Annotated in this window: 18 protein-coding genes; 9 read left to right on the forward strand and 9 right to left on the reverse strand. The window is 51.0% G+C overall.

The window, feature by feature from the left end:
- Positions 1-47 precede the first annotated feature (47 nt).
- The 6 genes from JFN88_RS20400 (at position 48) to JFN88_RS20425 (ending at position 5,737) form a co-directional block, all read left to right on the forward strand.
- The gene (locus tag JFN88_RS20400) at positions 48-581 is read left to right on the forward strand and encodes a hypothetical protein (RefSeq protein ID WP_199021106.1); all 534 of its coding nucleotides are present in this window, start codon (positions 48-50) and stop codon (positions 579-581) included.
- Positions 574-2,082 carry an AAA family ATPase gene (locus tag JFN88_RS20405; RefSeq protein ID WP_199021107.1) on the forward strand — a complete coding sequence of 503 codons (1,509 nt, stop codon included), beginning with the start codon at positions 574-576 and terminating at the stop codon, positions 2,080-2,082. Before JFN88_RS20400 ends, JFN88_RS20405 begins: the two co-directional genes overlap by 8 nt.
- A 236-nt stretch (positions 2,083-2,318) precedes the next feature.
- Positions 2,319-3,191, forward strand: a complete 873-nt coding sequence (locus JFN88_RS20410) for a 3-hydroxyacyl-CoA dehydrogenase family protein (RefSeq protein ID WP_199021108.1) — start codon at positions 2,319-2,321, stop codon at positions 3,189-3,191.
- Complete coding sequence (locus JFN88_RS20415; protein ID WP_199021109.1) at positions 3,188-4,399, forward strand: acetate kinase; 1,212 nt, start codon at positions 3,188-3,190, stop codon at positions 4,397-4,399. Before JFN88_RS20410 ends, JFN88_RS20415 begins: the two co-directional genes overlap by 4 nt.
- 19 nt (positions 4,400-4,418) lie before the next feature.
- On the forward strand, positions 4,419-5,105 hold the full coding sequence (locus tag JFN88_RS20420) for a DnaD domain protein (protein ID WP_233168083.1): 687 nt from the start codon (positions 4,419-4,421) through the stop codon (positions 5,103-5,105).
- Positions 5,106-5,314: 209 nt separating this feature from the next.
- Positions 5,315-5,737: a hypothetical protein gene (locus JFN88_RS20425; protein ID WP_199021110.1), complete on the forward strand. Its 423-nt coding sequence runs from the start codon at positions 5,315-5,317 to the stop codon at positions 5,735-5,737.
- A gap of 33 nt (positions 5,738-5,770) precedes the next feature.
- Here the strand turns inward: JFN88_RS20425 and mtnB are convergent, their stop codons facing one another.
- The 8 genes from mtnB to JFN88_RS20465 all read right to left on the reverse strand — a co-directional run bounded on the left by mtnB (position 5,771) and on the right by JFN88_RS20465 (position 13,716).
- Positions 5,771-6,421 carry a methylthioribulose 1-phosphate dehydratase gene (mtnB, locus tag JFN88_RS20430; protein ID WP_199021111.1) on the reverse strand — a complete coding sequence of 217 codons (651 nt, stop codon included), beginning with the start codon at positions 6,419-6,421 and terminating at the stop codon, positions 5,771-5,773.
- 3 nt (positions 6,422-6,424) lie between these two features.
- Positions 6,425-7,117 carry a 2-hydroxy-3-keto-5-methylthiopentenyl-1-phosphate phosphatase gene (locus tag JFN88_RS20435; RefSeq protein WP_199021112.1) on the reverse strand — a complete coding sequence of 231 codons (693 nt, stop codon included), beginning with the start codon at positions 7,115-7,117 and terminating at the stop codon, positions 6,425-6,427.
- Positions 7,114-8,331, reverse strand: coding sequence for a 2,3-diketo-5-methylthiopentyl-1-phosphate enolase (locus JFN88_RS20440; protein ID WP_199021113.1), 1,218 nt, complete (start codon positions 8,329-8,331; stop codon positions 7,114-7,116). The genes JFN88_RS20435 and JFN88_RS20440 overlap by 4 nt, the downstream gene beginning before the upstream one ends.
- Positions 8,328-9,215, reverse strand: a complete 888-nt coding sequence (proC, locus tag JFN88_RS20445) for a pyrroline-5-carboxylate reductase (RefSeq protein WP_199021114.1) — start codon at positions 9,213-9,215, stop codon at positions 8,328-8,330. The genes JFN88_RS20440 and proC overlap by 4 nt, the downstream gene beginning before the upstream one ends.
- A gap of 18 nt (positions 9,216-9,233) precedes the next feature.
- Positions 9,234-10,481 carry a glutamate-5-semialdehyde dehydrogenase gene (locus JFN88_RS20450; RefSeq protein WP_199021115.1) on the reverse strand — a complete coding sequence of 416 codons (1,248 nt, stop codon included), beginning with the start codon at positions 10,479-10,481 and terminating at the stop codon, positions 9,234-9,236.
- Between the two features lie 40 nt (positions 10,482-10,521).
- On the reverse strand, positions 10,522-11,622 hold the full coding sequence (proB, locus tag JFN88_RS20455; protein ID WP_199021116.1) for a glutamate 5-kinase: 1,101 nt from the start codon (positions 11,620-11,622) through the stop codon (positions 10,522-10,524).
- 344 nt (positions 11,623-11,966) lie between these two features.
- On the reverse strand, positions 11,967-13,160 hold the full coding sequence (locus tag JFN88_RS20460; protein WP_199021117.1) for a pyridoxal phosphate-dependent aminotransferase: 1,194 nt from the start codon (positions 13,158-13,160) through the stop codon (positions 11,967-11,969).
- A 100-nt stretch (positions 13,161-13,260) separates the two neighbouring features.
- Positions 13,261-13,716 (reverse strand): hypothetical protein, encoded by a 456-nt coding sequence (locus JFN88_RS20465; protein WP_233168086.1) that lies wholly within the window; start codon positions 13,714-13,716, stop codon positions 13,261-13,263.
- A 116-nt stretch (positions 13,717-13,832) separates the two neighbouring features.
- Between JFN88_RS20465 and JFN88_RS20470 the strand changes: the two genes are divergently transcribed.
- Positions 13,833-14,630, forward strand: coding sequence for a carbon-nitrogen family hydrolase (locus tag JFN88_RS20470; RefSeq protein WP_233168089.1), 798 nt, complete (start codon positions 13,833-13,835; stop codon positions 14,628-14,630).
- On the opposite strand, the gene JFN88_RS20475 is transcribed toward JFN88_RS20470, so the two are convergent.
- A complete protein-coding gene (locus JFN88_RS20475) occupies positions 14,627-15,574 on the reverse strand; it encodes a LysR family transcriptional regulator (protein WP_199021118.1) in 948 nt (315 codons plus the stop codon). The two genes, JFN88_RS20470 and JFN88_RS20475, sit on opposite strands and share 4 nt — an antisense overlap.
- Before the next feature lie 244 nt (positions 15,575-15,818).
- On the opposite strand from JFN88_RS20475, the gene leuC reads away from it, so the two are divergent.
- On the forward strand, positions 15,819-17,240 hold the full coding sequence (gene leuC, locus JFN88_RS20480; RefSeq protein ID WP_199021119.1) for a 3-isopropylmalate dehydratase large subunit: 1,422 nt from the start codon (positions 15,819-15,821) through the stop codon (positions 17,238-17,240).
- Positions 17,241-17,267: 27 nt separating this feature from the next.
- On the forward strand, positions 17,268-17,861 hold the full coding sequence (leuD, locus tag JFN88_RS20485) for a 3-isopropylmalate dehydratase small subunit (RefSeq protein WP_199021120.1): 594 nt from the start codon (positions 17,268-17,270) through the stop codon (positions 17,859-17,861).
- Positions 17,862-17,968 lie beyond the last annotated feature (107 nt).

Genomic DNA, 17,968 nt, shown 5'->3' on the forward strand with positions numbered 1-17,968 from the left:
TACTGGCGTTCTATTGTAACAATCCGAAATGAAGGGGGCTTTTTGTAATGCGATTGAAGTGGATACCTACAGTCGTGACAGCCGTAATTACAGCGGCTCTGCTTTTCGGGGGATGGTATATATATCAGAGTACAGCGGTTGAGAAGCCATTCGAAAAGCTGGTTAGCGGTATAGACGGCGTTCAGTCCGTCCAATCTTCGATTGATCGAAATGCAATATCCGTGAAGCTGCAGCTTAAACCGGAGGCCGATATCCAGAATGTCGTACATGAGATTAAGGATAAAGGCGAATCCGTTATTGGCGGCAGGGAACTGAAGCTAAGCTTCGAATCCGCTTCAAGCGGCAAGCTGGAGAAGCTGTGGTCATCGGTATTGTTTCAAATAGCAGAGTCAATGGAGAAGCGAGAGTATTCCGGCATTATTGAAGCGATGGATAAGCTGCAGCAACAAAATTCAGGACTTCAAATTAAGACCGGAATCGATGATTCGAATGTATATATAACCATGCTGGATGGAGCAACTTCCAAATACATTGTGCTTCCGCGGTTTCCGGCAACGATAGGAGCGTGGAGCCATGCGTAATCTATGGAAAGAGTTGCTTATAGGCACAGGCGTGGTTACGGTCGGATTTTTGATGTATATTGGGGTGAATATGCTTCCGGTGCTGCTGGCGGCTATTGTCGGCGGACTGCTTTTCGTCGGTATACGTACGAGAGGCAATCTGGCAACCGCCCAGGGAGGACGCAGAACTTTGCCCAAGGCGGGACAACAACTGTCCTTTGAAGAGATTGGCGGGCAGGAGCGGGCGAAGCAGGAGCTGATTGAGGCGCTGGACTTCCTGGTCAAGCCGGATGAAATTATGAAGTTTGGCATTCGTCCGCTTAAAGGAATTTTGCTTACCGGTCCTCCGGGAACAGGGAAGACATTGCTGGCAAAAGCAGCGGCCCAATATACGAATTCTATCTATGTTGCGGCATCAGGCAGCGAGTTTGTGGAAATGTATGTCGGTGTCGGGGCAGGGAGAATACGTGATTTGTTCAAGGAAGCTAGACAAAAGGCCACTAAAGCGGGGAAAAGCAGTGCCGTCATCTTTATTGATGAGATTGATGTCATTGGCGGCAAGCGCGACGGCGGCCAGCATCGTGAATATGATCAGACGCTTAACCAGTTGCTTACAGAGATGGACGGCATCTATACGACGGATTCGCCGAGAATTTTGCTGATTGCAGCTACCAACCGCAAAGAGATGCTCGATAGCGCTTTGATTCGCCCGGGTCGGTTCGACCGTCATATTCAGGTCGATCTTCCTGACAAGAAGGGGCGCAGACATATCCTGGATATTCACGCGAAGAACAAGCCGCTTGATGAAGATGTAAGTCTGGAGCGAATTGCTGAGGAATCATTCGGTTTCTCTGGCGCCCAGTTGGAGAGTGTCATGAATGAAGCAGCAATCTACGCGATGCGTGATGATAACGAGAATGTTATGCAGCAGCATCTCTCGATGGCGATTGACAAGGTCATGATGGGAGAGAAGACTGACCGGGAAGCTACCAAGGAAGAGCGGGAGCGAATCGCCATGCATGAACTTGGACATGCGATATCTGCCGAGCTCGTCCGTCCGGGCAGCGTATCTACTGTTGCGCTTTCGCCGCGCGGCCAGGCTATGGGTTATGTGCGGCATAATCCCGAGGAAGATCAATATTTATACACGAAGGATTTTCTGGAGAAGCAGATTATGATCGCGCTTGGCGGGGCGGCAGCCGAAGAGATCTTCTACGGCAACCGCAGCACAGGCTCCAGGGGTGACTTTGAACAAGCGGTCAACATCGTGCGTACGATGGTTGAGTCGGGGCTTACAGAGCTGGGAATTATCGATGGCAGCATGATGACGCCTGATTCCTGGGCGAAAATCAGCTCAAGTGTACTGGATAAGCTGATGGACCGCACGAAATCGATGTTGTTGGAACGCCGCCATGTATTTTTAAGCTCGCTCGACATTTTAATCCATGAGGAGACACTGAGTGGGGAACGTTTCAGGAATATTTTTAAAAATCAACCGGATAATGCGTTAACAACTGTATAATTTTGTAATGAAATGCGAACTTTTTTCTACAACTCAAAGGCTATCCTGTCGGATAGTCTTCTTTTCTTGTATAATAGGTAAGGCATAGAGGGTATTTTAAATTTTAGCCGGGTCTGTCTTTGAGCATGCCCGCTGCTATTTCACCACGGAACGCATGCTTCGTCAGAGTATGCGATGTGTAGTTGTGTGGAATTAACACTCTAATGTTTAAATATAACGCTAGGTGGGATTTTGACATGCCAGTACGCAAGGTAGGAGTCGTCGGACTAGGTACGATGGGGCAAGGGATTGCCCAAATGCTTGCATTCAAAGGATTGGACGTATTCGTCACGGAACGCACGCCAGAGAAGCTGGATTACGCGATTTCGAAGATTGATCACAGTCTGGACAAGAAAATTGAGAAGTGGGCGCTTACACAGGCCGAAAAGAAGCTGATTATGAACAGAATTCACAGGGCAGACAGTCTGGCCGAGTTGAATGAATGCGAGCTTGTAATTGAGACAGTAACAGAAGATTTGACTGAGAAAATCAACGTGCTTCGTGAGCTGGATTTGCATTGTTCCCCAGACATCATTGTCGCAAGCAACACGTCTACACTCAGCCTAACTGAGCTTGCCGGGGCTTCCAAATACCCTGAGCGGGTTATCGGCCTTCATTTTATTCATCCTGTATCGAAAATTGATGTGGTTGAGATCGTTCGCGGCTTGAAGACGTCCGAGCAGACGTTTGAGCAGACAAAGCATTTTCTGGAGGAGACCATTAATAAAAAAGGAGTCATGGTGTTTGAATCGCCCGGATTCATTACGACTCGCCTGATTTGCCTCCACATTAACGAAGCGCTGCATGTTCTCGAAGAGGGCGTGGCGTCAGCAGAGGATATCGACAGCGCTATGCGCATCGGATACTCTTTCCAGCACGGACCGTTTGAAATGTGCGACCGCTTTGGTCTGGATGCGGTCGTCGCAGCGCTGGACAATATGTTTAGAGAGTATGGAGAGTTAAAGTACCGTCCGTCCATTGTATTGAAGAAAATGGTTCGCGCAGGTCATCTCGGGGTGAAAACAGGAATCGGCTTCTTCAAATACAACAAGAACGGAGAACGGATATGAAAGTACTCGTAATCAATGCCGGAAGCTCCTCGCTAAAATATCAGCTGTATGATATGCGTGAAGAGACTGTCATGGCAAGTGGACGCGTAGAGAGAATCGGAATGGATTCTTCGATTCTGACGCATGAGGTGCCGGGCAGACAGGAAGTTAGAGATGTTAGCGAAATTCTGGATCATGTGACCGCCGTAAAACGGGTTGTCGACATTTTGGTCGACCCCCAGCATGGCGTATTGTCCGCTATTAATGAAATTCAAGCTGTCGGCCACCGCGTCGTGCATGGTGGAGAGAGCTTTAAACAATCTGTTATCGTGACGCCTGAGGTAAAGCTGGAAATCCGCAGGCTGTTCGACCTTGCGCCGCTGCATAATCCGGCGCATATGATGGGAATTTCGGCTGTTGAAGCGAATCTGCCGAATGTGGAGCAGGTTGTCGTCTTCGATACCGCATTTCACCAGACGATGCCGCCAACTGCTTATTTGTATCCCATTCCGATGGTGCTGTATCGCCGCCACAAAATCCGCCGCTATGGTTTCCATGGCACTTCGCATCATTATGTGAGCGATCAGGCGGCCCAATTGCTCGGCAAGCCGCTCTCCGAAGTGAAAATGGTATCCTGCCATATTGGCAACGGAGCGAGCGTAACAGCAATTAAAGAAGGCCAGTCCGTAGATACAAGCATGGGACTAACGCCGCTTGAAGGTCTGATGATGGGTACGCGCAGCGGTGACATTGATCCGGCGATCGTACCTTTTACGATGAACAAAGAGGAGCTTACGCTCAGTGAAGTTAACTCCATGTTAAACAAGCACTCCGGGCTGCTGGCTATCTCCGGAATCAGCAGCGATATGCGGGAAATTGTGCAGGGTATGGATGAAGGGGACAAAAATGCGCAGCTAGCATTCGATATGTATGTATATCGACTGCGCAAATACATCGGCGCATACGCAGCCGCTATGAACGGCCTGGATGTGCTGATCTTCACTGCCGGTGTAGGGGAGAACTCCGATCGTCTGCGCGCTTCCGTCTGTGAAGGATTAACCTTCCTCGGTATCGAATTGGATGAAGAACTGAACAAGAAGCGATCGAAGGAAGCCCGCTATATCTCGACCGAGAATTCGCGGATTAAGGTACTTGTTGTGCCAACGAATGAGGAACTGTTGATTGCACGCGATACGTACGCGCTTGTGCAGCAAGCTAAGCAAGCTTAATCGCCAGGGAGGTTAGAGCTTGACTGAGAAACAAAGGAATCGCATTGAAGGGCTGACCTCATTTATGCAGGAGGGGGGGGTATATACCCCTCTTCTTTTGCTGCAAACGTATCATGAGCTGGGACTGACCGATACTGAGCTGTTGCTGCTGATCCAACTGATGGGCTTCAAGCAGGCCGAAGGGGTTGATTTTCCGACGCCGGAGCAGCTTGGGCAGCGCATGGGGAAGACCACGCAGGAGATCGGCCAACTGCTGCGCCGACTGATGAAGGAAGGCATGCTGATGATCGACGAGCATCGCGACCCGGTCAGCGGCATGCAGTGGGAACGGTACAACTGGTCCGGTTGGATGGATCAGGCAGTAGAGCTATACCTGAGCCGTTCCCGTGCTGACACGCTGGAGAGCACGCCAAACCGGGAGAACGAGGCATCACCGCCTGTACCTGAGATCAATTTGTACACATTATTCGAACAGGAATTCGGTCGTCCGCTTTCACCCATGGAGCTTGATATGATCAGCGGTTGGCTGGACGAGGACAAGTTCTCGGATGATTTGATTCGTTTTGCGCTGAAAGAAGCGGTTTTTGCCGGAAAGCTGTATTTCCGCTACATCGATCGGATTTTACTGGAATGGGGCCGTAATCGCATTACGAATGTGGATGAGGCCAGGACTCATACTCAAAAATATCGCACTGGAAAAGGCTGAGCCGATGGCTCGGCTTTTTTTCGGCTTGGCCGCATCCGCGAACCGCAGTCCGTAAAGATTTCGTTGAACCGGTGTATTTACGACTTTCCTCATGTCAAGCATATTTTAAAATGGGAAATCAATAATTTAACATATAAGTAAACTGTTTACTTATCGGTTGTTATTGATTTACAATAAAATGGATTCACAGGGAGGGGGGAGTTTATTCATTGGAGGGGCAGGAAGAAGAAATTTATTTGACGCACCATGCTGCGTATCAGTCTTTGCTTGGCAGCAAACGCTTATTCATTGATTTGCTGCATTATAAATATTTGCTGACCGATGTTCATGGCTATCATGAAACACAGCTTGAGGGCTTGTCCAACCTGATTGGCGTTATATTTTTGCTGGAGCGCAAAACGGAAGTTCATGCATTCATGGAAGAGCTGGGGCGCCTGACACAAGTGCTTGAGAAGCTCCCAATCAGTTTATTCCGGCTCTTCCGAACCTGGATTAGAATCGCAACTAACCAGGGGCTGTCAGACGCGCAAAAACAGCAGGTAAATGAAATCATTAACCGCTTCACCGAGCCAAAGGAGGTCAGCATCTTGGTAGTCCGGTTAAAGAAGGCGTTCGAAGGGATCGGGTATTAGCAGCGATCGAAAGAATCCTCTGCCTGAAAATGATCAAGCCCGTCCCTTCAGCAACTCCCAGCGATACACGTATTCAAACAGAAACTCAAACGCCTCCAAGTGACGCTTTGCTTCAAAGGCATTGGCTCCCCAGGCATAGATGCCGTGCTTGCGCAGGAGAATTCCGGGGATTTGCGGATTCAGGCTCTCTGTGATCTCAGGCACGATGCGCGGGATGTCCGCGTAATTAGATACAATCGGAATATCGATGTGCGCCTCTTCCTCCCAAATATTAAACGCCTTTATCAGTTCCACGCCATCAACGGGTACGGATCTACGTTCCCAGAACCATTCGGAAATGACGTTATTAAATACACTGTGTGTATGGAATATCGCACTGCAGCCGGTTAGCCGGTAAATCTCGCAATGAATGAGCGTCTCGGCAGAGGGCTTGAGCCCGGTGCTCTCACAGGGCTTGCCGCTTTGGTCTACGAACAGGAAATCCTCGGGTGTTTGCAGCGATTTGTCTTTGCCGCTAGCTGTAATCGCAAAATGAAATTGCTCTGGGGAATAATCCCCGACCCGAACGGACAAGTTGCCGCTTGTTCCGGCAAACCATCCGCGAGCGGCAAACAGTGTTTTCACGTCTCTCAGCTCGGCAAGCGACCTCTGCTTGTCTTCTGTTGCAATTTGCTGGAATGTCATCGATCAGTCATTCCTTTCTTCAAGGAGAGAGGATGTCCGCTGTAGATGGGCAACCACATCATGGAACGTCTCATAAGGGATATACGGCAATCCCAGCTCCTTGCATTTTTCTGTTAGATGCGATCTGGAGAATACCAGATCTGCCAGTTTTGCGCCTTCAAAATCAGTGACGCTGTCCCCAATAATAATCCGTTCGTATTGTGCTGGGTCAAAACGGCGCATAATTGTCGGTTTGCACATGCCGCAATGATTGCTGCATTGATCGTCACAAGGATGCGGCCATGTAATTTCAACCCTTTCCCCCGTAAAGTCACTGCCGTTGCAGAAGATGCGCTCCTCAGGAATATCAAAGGCGGAGAGGACCGGGTAGATGAAGAAATCAATGCCGCCGCTAGTGACATAGAACAATATTTGCTGCTGCTTGCAGTAATTCAGCAGCTCTTGAAAGCCGCTGCGGATACGGACATTCGTGACTGCATAATCCACCACTTCTTTCTGCATGGCAGCTGGGAGGAGGCGAAACAACTCGCTCACGCCTTGACGAATGGATTTGCGCTCGGTGATGACATCATTAGCAATTTTCTCCCAGCCATCCGGGTTAAAATGCTTGATAATCGCGATAATGTTGTCATTCTCGGTAATCGTGCCGTCAAAATCACAAAACACAACTTTTTCACGCGGTACGGACTGACTCATTTCCTGATCCCCCAAAGTGCAATTGCTTGCTCCAGTTCTGGATGCTGCTTCGCTTTTTCCTCCAGTGGGACATGATTCATAGCGGCTTCAATGGCTTGTCGGAAAGCATGTCCGCCTGCGACCGTTCCCATCGGGTGACCGTGTATGCCGCCCCCTGCATTGACGACGACGTCCAGTCCGAAGTCCTGCCAAATGAGTGGCACAATGCCGGGATGGATCCCCGCTGACGGTACCGGCAAAGTTGGCTTGACCGGAAGGGCAGCGTCCAGCAGCGCTTCCTTGACCGCAAGATTTTCTTCCTTCGGCATTACGACCGAGCCATAGGGAGAAGGGAATAGCGATAAATCGGCGCCGGCTACACGCATTAGCTTGCCAAGCAGCAGCGGAGCGGCAATGCCGTAATGCCGAGAAGGATATAACGCGCCTGCCAGTGCAGGGTGAGCCGCAATCGGGACGGTAATATCCGGGTTGCGGCTTAGCTCATGCAGCACGTCATAACCGTAAGACAATACGTTAAAGAGCAGGGCGTTGGCCCCGGCATTAATTGCCTTTCGTGCCTGGCTGATGAGCTGCGAGGTCGGACCGGTCAGGTTGACGGCATACAGCAGCTTCTGCCCGGTCTGCTCACTGGCTCTGCGTGCTGCATCCATACAGACTTCAACCCGTTTCTCGATGGGCGTCAGCGGATTTTCAAACAAAATTTCGTCGTCCTTGATCAAATCAACGCCGCCCAGCGCCTGTTTATAAAACTGCTCGCGCAGATTGTCCAGATCATGCCCGACCACAGACTTGAAGATGCTCATCAGCAGCGGACGGTCATGCACGCTTAGCAAATCCCGTATACCTTGAAGACCAAATTTCGGCCCCGGGAATGCGGACAGAAACTCTTCGCTGAAATCGATATCGAGCAGCTTGATTTTTCCATCCATGGACAGCTTGCCGAATACAGTAACAAGAAGCGCCGGAATGTCGCGACTGAAATTAAGGTCCGGGTAGGCGATCCGAATATCGGCATATCGTTCGCCTGGCACATCGGATTCGTGTACAGCTACTTCTCTCACAATGCCCAGATGCTTCTCCATCTCGGCTTTTTGCGCTTCCGGAAGCTCCGTCCAGCTGCCCACTGTCAGCCCGACAGCGATGGATTGCGCTTTTTTATGAAAATCGGCCTTGTCATCGAAGCTGCGATAAGTGGCTACACAGTAACTGCTCATCCCTTGCTTCCTCCTTCAATCATCGCTCCCAGCTCGGCAGCACGCTCGGCAGAACGGAAGATCGCTTTGCCGATTGCTTCTGAGACATGATGACTGTTGAGCAGCTCAATCGCAGCCTGTGTTGTACCGTTCGGGGATGTGACCTTGCGTCTTAGCTCAGCCGGTTCTTCGCCTGTGGACTTCACCATATTCGCTGCGCCAAGCACAGTTTGAATGGTCAGTGTACGCGCTGACTCGTCATCGAGCCCGAGCTTCTTGCCGGCATCAATCATTGCTTCCATCAGGTAGTAGATGTAGGCCGGCCCGGAACCGGATACGCCGGTTACGGCATCCAGAAGCTTCTCTTCCTCTACGATAGCGGTAATTCCAACAGATTGGAAAATCTCCTCGGACAATGTGCGCAGTTGCCCGTCCACGGAATCAGAGTAGCAAATGCCGGTTGCGCCAAGGCCGATCGTGCTGGAGGTGTTCGGCATCGTTCTGACAACTGGAATGCGTGCCTCCAGCAGTTGTTCAATCGTACGGATCGACAAACCTGCGATAAGCGAAACGACAAGCTGGCGAGGCTGCACAAAATGCTTCAGTTGAAGCAATGCGTCCTGGGCATCCTTTGGCTTCATCGCCAGAAAAATAATATCGGCTTCTTCAAGACTCTGCTGCTTGGCTTCCTCCGTAGACGGAGTAATGACATGATAACGGTCATGAAGTTCCTTCAGACGGTCCTGATTGTGGCGGTTGATCATCGAAATCTGGCCGGGCAAGGTTAGCCCGCGCTCCAGCAGGCCGCGAGCGATGGCTTCAGCCATAGACCCTGCGCCGAAGAAGGTCAGCTTCAGCTTGCTGATTCCAGCATTAACGGATAGTGATGGTTCGCTTGCTGACATATAAAAATCTCCTTTCGATTATCCCCGAATTTGGCCGTTGCCAATAACGAGATATTTGGTAGATGTGAGCGCAGGCAAGCCCATTGGACCACGGGCGTGCAGCTTTTGCGTGCTGATTCCGATTTCCGCGCCATAGCCGAACTCAAAGCCGTCGGTAAAGCGGGTGGAAGCATTGTGATAAACGGCTGCCGCATCGACGAGCTGCAGGAAACGCGCAGCATGGTCTTCATTCTCGGTCACAATGCACTCCGAATGCATAGTGCCGAATTTCGAAATATGGGCCAGCGCTTCATCCAGCTTTTGCACGACGCGCACATTAATAATGTAGTCATTATACTCGGTCGCAAAGTTTTCCTCTGTAACCGGCGTTCCGTACCCAAGCAGCTTCAATGTTGTCTCACAGCCGCGAATTTCCACGCCCGCTTCTTTCAGACGTCCGGCGATTTCCGCCAGATGCCGCTTGGCAAAGGCTTCATGAACAAGCAGCGTTTCAATAGAGTTGCAGACGGACGGCCGCTGTACTTTTGCATTAAAAACGATATCGCTGGCCATCTGTGTCCGGGCGCTTTCGTCAATATAAGTATGGCAAATTCCGGCTCCGGTCTCGATGACCGGTACGGTGGCATTCTCAACGACATTGCGGATGAGGGAAGCTCCGCCACGTGGAATAATCACATCCAGCAGCCCGTTCAGCTTCAGCATCTCATCGACGGATGAGCGGTCTGTATCTTCGATCAGCTGCAGAGCGTCTGCCGGCAGAGCGGAGCGGGAGAGGGCTTCGTGAAGCACTTCGATAATCCGCTTGTTCGAGCTGATTGCCGCCGAGCCGCCGCGGAGCACGACAGCATTGCCTGTCTTCAGGCAAAGTCCGGCCGCATCTACCGTAACATTCGGGCGGGCTTCATAAATAATGCCGATCACGCCGAGCGGAACCTGAATTTTGCGAATGCGCAGCCCGTTTGGCCGCTCGAAGCTCTCCAATTCCGTACCTGTAGGGTCAGGGAGCTCCGTAATTTGACGCAGTCCTTCGGCAATGCTGACAATCCGGTCCTCGGTCAGCTTGATCCGGTCGAGCAGAGACAGGCTGGTGCCATTCTCGCGCCCGCGGTCCAGATCGAGCTGGTTGGCTTGAATAATGGATTGCTGTTCGGTTACGAGTGCGTCTGCCATTAACAGCAGCGCCTCGTTTTTTTGCGCGGTTGTCAGGGAACTCATCAAAGCTGCGGTTTGTTTAGCACTGGCGGCTTTTTGTCTGACTTCACTCATATTGAATCCTCCTTAATATATCTTGTACAACGATTTAGCTTTATTTAAAAGCGACCCATTCATCGCGGTGGATGACTTCGATTCGGGATACATCAAGGCGTTTGCTCACTTCGTCCGTGCTAAGGCCAGCTGCTGCTTGAACTTGCCAGTAAGCGTAATTGACAACCCCGCGTCCGATCGTGACGCCTTCGTGATTTTTCACTTCAATGACATCGCCGGGATGGAACTCGCCCTCACTATGGGTTATTCCAGCAGGGAGAAGGCTTTTGCCTTTGTTCAGAATGGCAGCTTCGGCTCCTTCATCAATCGTCACGGTCCCTTGCGGGGAGGAGTGGAAGCCGACCCATTGCTTCTTCATCGGCAAGTTATGTTCGGCTGTATCAAAATAAGTGCCGTGTCCCTTCCCATTGACGGCGTCGAGCAGACCGCCCTCTCCCGGGAGCCGGCCTATAAATGCCGGAATACCGCCGCGCATGGCGATTCGGGCTGCATCGATCTTGGAGCGCATGCCCCCGGTTCCCACGCTGGAGCCGGCGCCGCCAGCGATGCGTTCAATATCTTCGGAGATCTGGTCGACCCGCTCGATTCGTGTTGCCTGCGGGTTGGTTCGCGGATCGGCGCTATATAATCCATCCATATCAGTAAGGATAATCAGTTGTCTGGCTTTGACCAGATTAGCCACAAGAGCAGATAAAGTATCGTTGTCGCCGAACTTGATCTCGGCGGTCGCAACGGTGTCATTTTCATTAATTATGGGCAAAACATTGCGGGATAACAGTTCATTCAATGTCATCAGCGCGTTATGAATTCGTTTCCGGTTGGAAAAATCCGAGCGAGTCAGCAAAATTTGTGCGACGCCGATTCCATTTTGACCGAAGATATCCTGATAGGCCTGCATCAGCAATGCTTGGCCGACTGCAGCTGCCGCCTGCTTCTCATGCACCAGCCTGGGCCGGTTTTCAAAGCCGATTTTGCGAAAGCCTGCGGCGATAGCGCCGGAGGTGACAAGCAGCACTTCATAACCGGCCCGATGCAGAGCCGACAGCTCATCTGCGAAGAACCGGATACGCTCAAGGTTAAGACCTCCCTGGTCGGAGGTAAGCGAGCTGCTTCCGATCTTGACTACTATTCTTTCTCCCATGTGATCACTCCTGTGTGCAGCCTCAAAACTTCCCGGAAACATAAAAAGACCCCCGTCCAAAAAAGGACGAAAGTCATTGCTTCCGCGGTACCACCTTTAATTGATGAAGCCTGCCATGCAGGTTCATCCAGCTTGTTGCCCGGGTAACAGCGGGCATACTGTCCGGCTTGGACCGGCCGTTCGGAGTCTAGGAGATAAACATGCTTCACGGTTGACTCTTCCAGCCTGTGGAGTCAGCTCTCTGGACGCGAATGAAAGGCAAGTTTAAGGGACTCGTCATAACGTTTCATATGTCAATTCTTATTCTCACAAGCATATCACGACTGGCGGAACGTGTAAAGATTCTACCTGAATACGCCAAGCGTTCCAATCCGTCGTACAGCTTCGGCCAGACGCTCCTCCGAGGTCAGCAGTCCGAGCCGGACGTAGCCTTCGCCATTCGTCCCGAATCCAATGCCCGGTGCAACGACGACGTCTGCCTGCTCGAGCACCAGATCGGCAAACTCCGATGACGTTGTCCCAGCAGGCACTGGCAGCCAGCAGAAGAAGGAGCCTCCGGGCCGGGCTGCCTTCCAGCCAATTTCGGCAAGCGCAGCATAAACGGCATTCCGTCTGCTCTCGTATATGGAGCGCAACTCATGCACGCAGTCCTGCGGTCCGGTGAGCGCCACGGCTGCTGCTTCCTGAATACCGCCGAACAAGCTGCAATAATAATGATCCTGTATCAGATTAATGGAAGCGATCATTTTGGCATTGCCGATCGCAAATCCGACACGCCAGCCCGCCATATTGTACGTTTTGGAGAGTGTATAAATCTCAAAGCCGACTTCCTTAGCGCCAGGCGTCTGAAGGAAACTGACAGGCTTCTCTCCGTCGAAGCCGATTGCGCCGTACGCAAAATCACTGACAACCGCGATCTGGTGCCTGGAGGCGAAGCGCACCGTCTCTTCATAAAAAGAACTGTCGGCAACCGCACCGGTCGGATTATTCGGATAATTAATGAACATCAGCTTGGAGCGATCAGCTACAGCAGGGTCAATGGCACTGTAATCGGGAAGAAATCCGTTCTGCTCGGCAAGCGGCATAAAGGACATTGATGCCCCTGCAAGGGCAATACCAGACCAATAGTCCGGGTATCCAGGGTCAGGAACAAGGCAGATATCGCCTGGGTTCAACAGACATTGGCTGATTTCCACAAGACCTGTTTTGCCGCCAAACAAGATCGCAATCTCGGTTTCAGGATCAACCTTAACCCCGTAATCTTCCTTATAGCGTTGCGCAACCGCTTCTTTGAGGAAAGCATAGCCCCTAAACGGGCTGTAACGGTGATACAACGGGTTCGCTGCCGCGCTTTGCAGCGCCTCTACAATATGAGGAGGCGTGGGGCGGTCGGGATTGCCTTGACCGAGATTGATGACGTCTTTGCCTTTGGCTGCCTGGGCGTTTGCTTTTTGAACCAGGGAGGCGAAAAACTGCTTCGGCAGATTTTTCATCCGTTCGGCTGGCTCACCTATTTGAATAGTAGGATTAATGGTCATTTTTAACACTCCACATCGTGCAAAAATATTGATTTTAAATGTACCAGATTTATGCACGGGTGTCGAGCTTTAAAAGGAAGGCGGAAAAAAATATGCCTGCTTAAGCAGCAGGCAGTCCTACCTTGCGAAGGAACGGCTTCAAATCCGGCTTGAAGGCGAGAATATAGGGTTTGCGGCCGGCATCAAATACGAGTAGTGAAGCGGGCTTATCCGGACAGTAGAAGAGGAAGACATCCGTCGTACTCACTGTAATGCCGCCCGTTTTTATGGTAACGGGATGTTCCAGCGGAATGCGGAATACATAGCCGCATTTATTTTCCGGCGTAAACTGCGGAGACAGTCCGGTCACTGAAGCCAGCCAGTCGGTCGCATACTGTTGAAATTGCTGGTCGTTTTCTATCGTTTTGACGACTTTGCCAGCCTGAATATCGAAGACTTGAACAGGCTTTGCCGTTGGCGTTCCATGAGCTGAAGTTGTACCGGGAGAGACCATCAGCAAACACATTAAACCAAGGGTAAAAGCAAGCAGCCCTTTTTGGAATTGGATCATCATCATTTTCATCTCCTTTTGAAAGCATCCTTTTTACTGTTCCCATCTTGACAATGATCCATGAGAGGCTATGCTAAATATGTAGGAATAAGATTTGATAATGAGGATTGGTGGGAGAGGCTTTGAACAAGGACAAGTTTGAAGTGGCCCTAATTCAAATGCACATTGAAGCAGGGGATACGGAAGCCAATTTTGCAAGGCTGCAAGTGAAGCTTCGTGAAGCGGTATCAGGCGAGGTAAAGCCGGATGTCATCCTGCTCCCAGAGATGTGGAACACAGGCTATGCACTGGAGCAGATTCATGAGCTTGCCGATGAAGAAGGGAAAGCGACGGATGAATTGCTGTCTGCGTTCAGCCGAGAGCATCAGGTGCATCTGATTGGCGGCTCGATCGCGGAGAAGAGAAGTGAAGGCGTCTATAATACGGCTTATGTATATAATCGTGATGGCGAGAAGACTGCGGATTATTCCAAGATCCATCTGTTCCGGCTGATGGATGAGGAGAAGCATCTTCAAGCAGGCGACAAACTGGGTGAGCTGACCATTGAAGGCACGCAGGCAGGCTTGATGATCTGCTACGATATCCGATTTCCTGAATTGACCCGGAAGCTGGCGCTTGGGGGAGCCAAAATACTGTTTGTCCCCGCCGAGTGGCCACATCCCAGGCTGAATCACTGGCGTACGCTGCTGACGGCACGGGCAATTGAAAATCAGATCTATGTCATTGCCTGCAATCGTGTCGGTACAAGCGGAACAACGCACTTTTTCGGACATTCCATGATTATCGATCCGTGGGGTGAGATTATCGCCGAGGCTGGGGAAGAAGAGGCTATTGTGCGGGCGCAAATTGACGTCTCGCTTGTGGACGAGGTTCGCACCCGCATTCCGATCTTTGACGACCGCAGGCCGCCGCTTTATTAAGTAGCAGAAGCGTTTTTGGGCCAAGGCGTATCCTGCTCGTGCTGGTCGACGGTAGCCTTCATCGTCTGGATGAAGGCTTCTGCCGCTTTGGAGAGATAACGCCCCTTGCGGCTGGCAATCACCAGCGTTCTGGACGGAGCAGGATCGGCAAGCTTCAAATACGCGGGAGCAAGCTGGCTCCAGCCCGCACGGGCGACCATCATCGGCACGAAGGCGATGCCCATCCCGGCAGCGGCAAGCGACTGAACAGTCTCAATATTCGTGCTTTCAAACACGATGCGAGGCTCGAAGCCGGCTTGTTGGCACAGATCGAGCGTAATTTTACGGAAGCCCTGGCCTTTTTTCAAAATGATGAACGGTTCATGGCGGAGGTCTTCAATCCGGACGCCTGCTCCGCCGCAGGCATCGCCAGTTTGGGCGAGACGATGCTGGGGAGGGACGGCAAGGCAGATTTTTTCTTCTATGAGAGGTTCCCAAGCAAGAGAAGGTTCCTGCAAGGGCAGAGACAACAGACTGAGATCGGTTTGCCCGCTGGCCGTAAGCTGCTCCAGTCTGGATGAACTGTCCTCAACAAGCACAATTTCAATCTCCGGATAGAGGGATTGAAAAACCGGCAGCACGAGCGGCAGTATATGGGCGCCGGTAATCGGGAGGCTGCCTACGACAAGGCGGCCTTTGCGCATGTGGGCCAAATCGTCCATCTCCTGCTTGAGCTGGTCGACGGCATCGAGAATGGCTTGCGCCTTTTCGACAAAAGCAGCGCCCGCATGGGTCAGATCGACCGAATTCGTCGTCCGTCTGAACAGCAGGACGCCGATTTCTTGTTCCAGCTTGGATAACTGTTGGCTTAAAGAGGGCTGGGCGATGTGAAGCTTCTCGGCTGCTCTGGAAAAGTTCTTCTCCGCAGCAATTTGTATGACATAATGCAATTGGCGCAGCTCCATAGCGCAGGTCTCCTTTACAATAGAAGGATTTATATAAGTTAATAAACTTTATAGGATTTTTGGCAATAGTTTAAACCTATCAACGTTATAGATATTATATCTTAGAACAATGAAGAAAGAAATGATAAGATAAAGCTACGAATTTTTAACGTCAGAATGACGAAATGCTGCCTTTGCATACTGCTTTGCGCCTTTAAAGGGAAAGCGGCGGATTTAGCAAGATCACAATTACGGGGTGAAAGAAATGACAAAGAGAACCATGTTTGAGAAGATTTGGGACAATCATGTTATTCATCAGGAGGAAGGCAAGCCAAGTGTAATCTATATTGATCTGCACCTGGTTCACGAGGTAACGTCTCCGCAGGCGTTCGAAGGCCTCCGTCTGACAGGTCGCAAGGTGCGTCGTCCTGATCTGACATTCGCAACGATGGACCATAATGTTCCTACCAAAGACCGTTTCAATATTACAGATCCGATCTCCAAGCAGCAGATTGATACGCTGACGCAGAACTGTAAGGATTTTGGCGTCACGCTTTACGATCTGGACAGCATTGATCAAGGCGTTGTACACGTTATGGGTCCTGAGCTGGGACTTACTCATCCGGGTAAAACAATCGTTTGTGGCGACAGCCACACCTCTACGCATGGCGCATTCGGCGCGCTGGCCTTCGGGATCGGAACAAGCGAAGTTGAGCACGTGCTGGCGACCCAGTGTCTGCAGCAGTCCAAAGCAAAAACGATGGAAGTCCGCTTCAACGGAAAACGCAAGCCGGGCGTTACGGCAAAAGACCTGATCCTGGGTGTAATCGCCAAATATGGCACAGACTTTGCGACAGGCTACGTGCTTGAATATACAGGCGAAGCGATCAGCAGCCTGTCGATGGAAGAGCGCATGACGGTATGTAACATGTCTATCGAAGCTGGCGCGCGCGCAGGTCTGATTGCACCGGACGAAACAACATTCGAATACTTGCGCGGTCGCGAGTACGCACCGCAAGGGGAAGCATTCGATAAAGCAGTAGCCGCGTGGAAAGAGCTGACAACTGACGAGGGCGCAACTTATGATACAGTTGTCGACTTCGATGTGGACAGCCTGATTCCGCAAGTAACCTGGGGAACAAGCCCTGGCATGGGTACAAACATTACTTCGACTGTTCCTGTACCTTCCAGCCTGCCGACTGAAAACGAGCGCAAAGCTGCCGAAAAAGCGGTTGAATATATGGGTCTCGTGCCTGGAACGCCTATGACGGAAATCGAAATCGATTATGTGTTCATCGGCTCCTGTACGAACGGACGGATCGAAGACTTGAGAGCGGCTGCTGAAGTTGCGAAAGGCTACAAAGTCAGCGAGAAGGTTACTGCGATCGTTGTACCTGGCTCTGGCCGCGTTAAAATTCAGGCAGAGAAGGAAGGTCTGGACAAAATTTTCGAAGAAGCCGGATTTGAATGGCGTGATGCGGGCTGCTCGATGTGTCTGGCCATGAACCCGGACGTTCTGAAGCCTGGACAACGCTGCGCTTCCACTTCTAACCGTAACTTCGAGGGACGTCAAGGCCGCGGCGGACGTACACATCTGGTATCTCCGGCAATGGCAGCTGCAGCTGCTATCAAAGGCCGCTTCACAGACGTTCGCGAGTGGGAGTTCAAGACGGAAACTGCTGTATAATGTAAACAAGAGGGGATGGATACAGATATGGAACCATTTAAAAAACTGACCGGAATCGTGGCTCCTGTAGACCGCGTCAACGTAGATACAGATGCGATTATTCCAAAACAATTTTTGAAGCGCATCGAGCGCAGCGGCTTCGGCCAATTTCTGTTCTATGAATGGCGCTTTTTCGAAAGCGGAGAGGTGAATCCGGACTTCGAACCGAACAAGGCTCGTTATGAAGGCGCATCTGTGCTCATTTCCCGCGCCAACTTTGGCTGCGGATCTTCCCGTGAGCATGCTCCATGGGCCATTCTGGACTATGGATACAAATGCGTTATTGCACCTTCCTTTGCAGATATTTTCTACAACAACTGCTTCAAGAACGGCATTTTGCCGATCAAGCTCAGCGAGGAGCAAGTTGAAGATTTGTTCCAGCGCACAGCTGCACATGACGGCTACAAGCTGAATGTTGATTTGGAGCATAAGAAAATTACAGACGATCATGGCCTTGAAATTAACTTTGATCTGGATGAACACCGCCGTCAGTTTCTGCTTCAAGGATTGGATGATATCGGTCTTACGCTCCAGCATGAAGATAAAATTTCGGCTTATGAAGCTTCCCGTGTCGCCTATTAATTGAATTTGCTGCACAAGACTAAACCTTATACCACCATGAAGAACAGACCCCGAATATTTCGGGGTCTGTTTTGGAATATGCACAACGTCGGATTGACGGTGGATTT

The organism is Paenibacillus roseus, assembly GCF_016424485.1.
Classification (GTDB): domain Bacteria; phylum Bacillota; class Bacilli; order Paenibacillales; family Paenibacillaceae; genus Paenibacillus_D; species Paenibacillus_D roseus.

Bases quoted from the DNA above. Each gene is read 5' to 3' on its own strand.
- JFN88_RS20440 (WP_199021113.1), bottom strand. From the start codon at position 8,331: ATGAGCAGTTACTGTGTAGCCACTTATCGCAGCTTCGATGACAAGGCC.
- JFN88_RS20405 (WP_199021107.1), top strand. From the start codon at position 574: ATGCGTAATCTATGGAAAGAGTTGCTTATAGGCACAGGCGTGGTTACG.
- leuC (WP_199021119.1), top strand. From the start codon at position 15,819: ATGACAAAGAGAACCATGTTTGAGAAGATTTGGGACAATCATGTTATT.
- JFN88_RS20400 (WP_199021106.1), top strand. From the start codon at position 48: ATGCGATTGAAGTGGATACCTACAGTCGTGACAGCCGTAATTACAGCG.
- JFN88_RS20415 (WP_199021109.1), top strand. From the start codon at position 3,188: ATGAAAGTACTCGTAATCAATGCCGGAAGCTCCTCGCTAAAATATCAG.
- JFN88_RS20450 (WP_199021115.1), bottom strand. From the start codon at position 10,481: ATGAGTGAAGTCAGACAAAAAGCCGCCAGTGCTAAACAAACCGCAGCT.
- JFN88_RS20410 (WP_199021108.1), top strand. From the start codon at position 2,319: ATGCCAGTACGCAAGGTAGGAGTCGTCGGACTAGGTACGATGGGGCAA.
- mtnB (WP_199021111.1), bottom strand. From the start codon at position 6,421: ATGACATTCCAGCAAATTGCAACAGAAGACAAGCAGAGGTCGCTTGCC.
- JFN88_RS20465 (WP_233168086.1), bottom strand. From the start codon at position 13,716: ATGATGATGATCCAATTCCAAAAAGGGCTGCTTGCTTTTACCCTTGGT.
- leuD (WP_199021120.1), top strand. From the start codon at position 17,268: ATGGAACCATTTAAAAAACTGACCGGAATCGTGGCTCCTGTAGACCGC.
- JFN88_RS20475 (WP_199021118.1), bottom strand. From the start codon at position 15,574: ATGGAGCTGCGCCAATTGCATTATGTCATACAAATTGCTGCGGAGAAG.
- JFN88_RS20435 (WP_199021112.1), bottom strand. From the start codon at position 7,117: ATGAGTCAGTCCGTACCGCGTGAAAAAGTTGTGTTTTGTGATTTTGAC.
- proB (WP_199021116.1), bottom strand. From the start codon at position 11,622: ATGGGAGAAAGAATAGTAGTCAAGATCGGAAGCAGCTCGCTTACCTCC.
- proC (WP_199021114.1), bottom strand. From the start codon at position 9,215: ATGTCAGCAAGCGAACCATCACTATCCGTTAATGCTGGAATCAGCAAG.
- JFN88_RS20460 (WP_199021117.1), bottom strand. From the start codon at position 13,160: ATGACCATTAATCCTACTATTCAAATAGGTGAGCCAGCCGAACGGATG.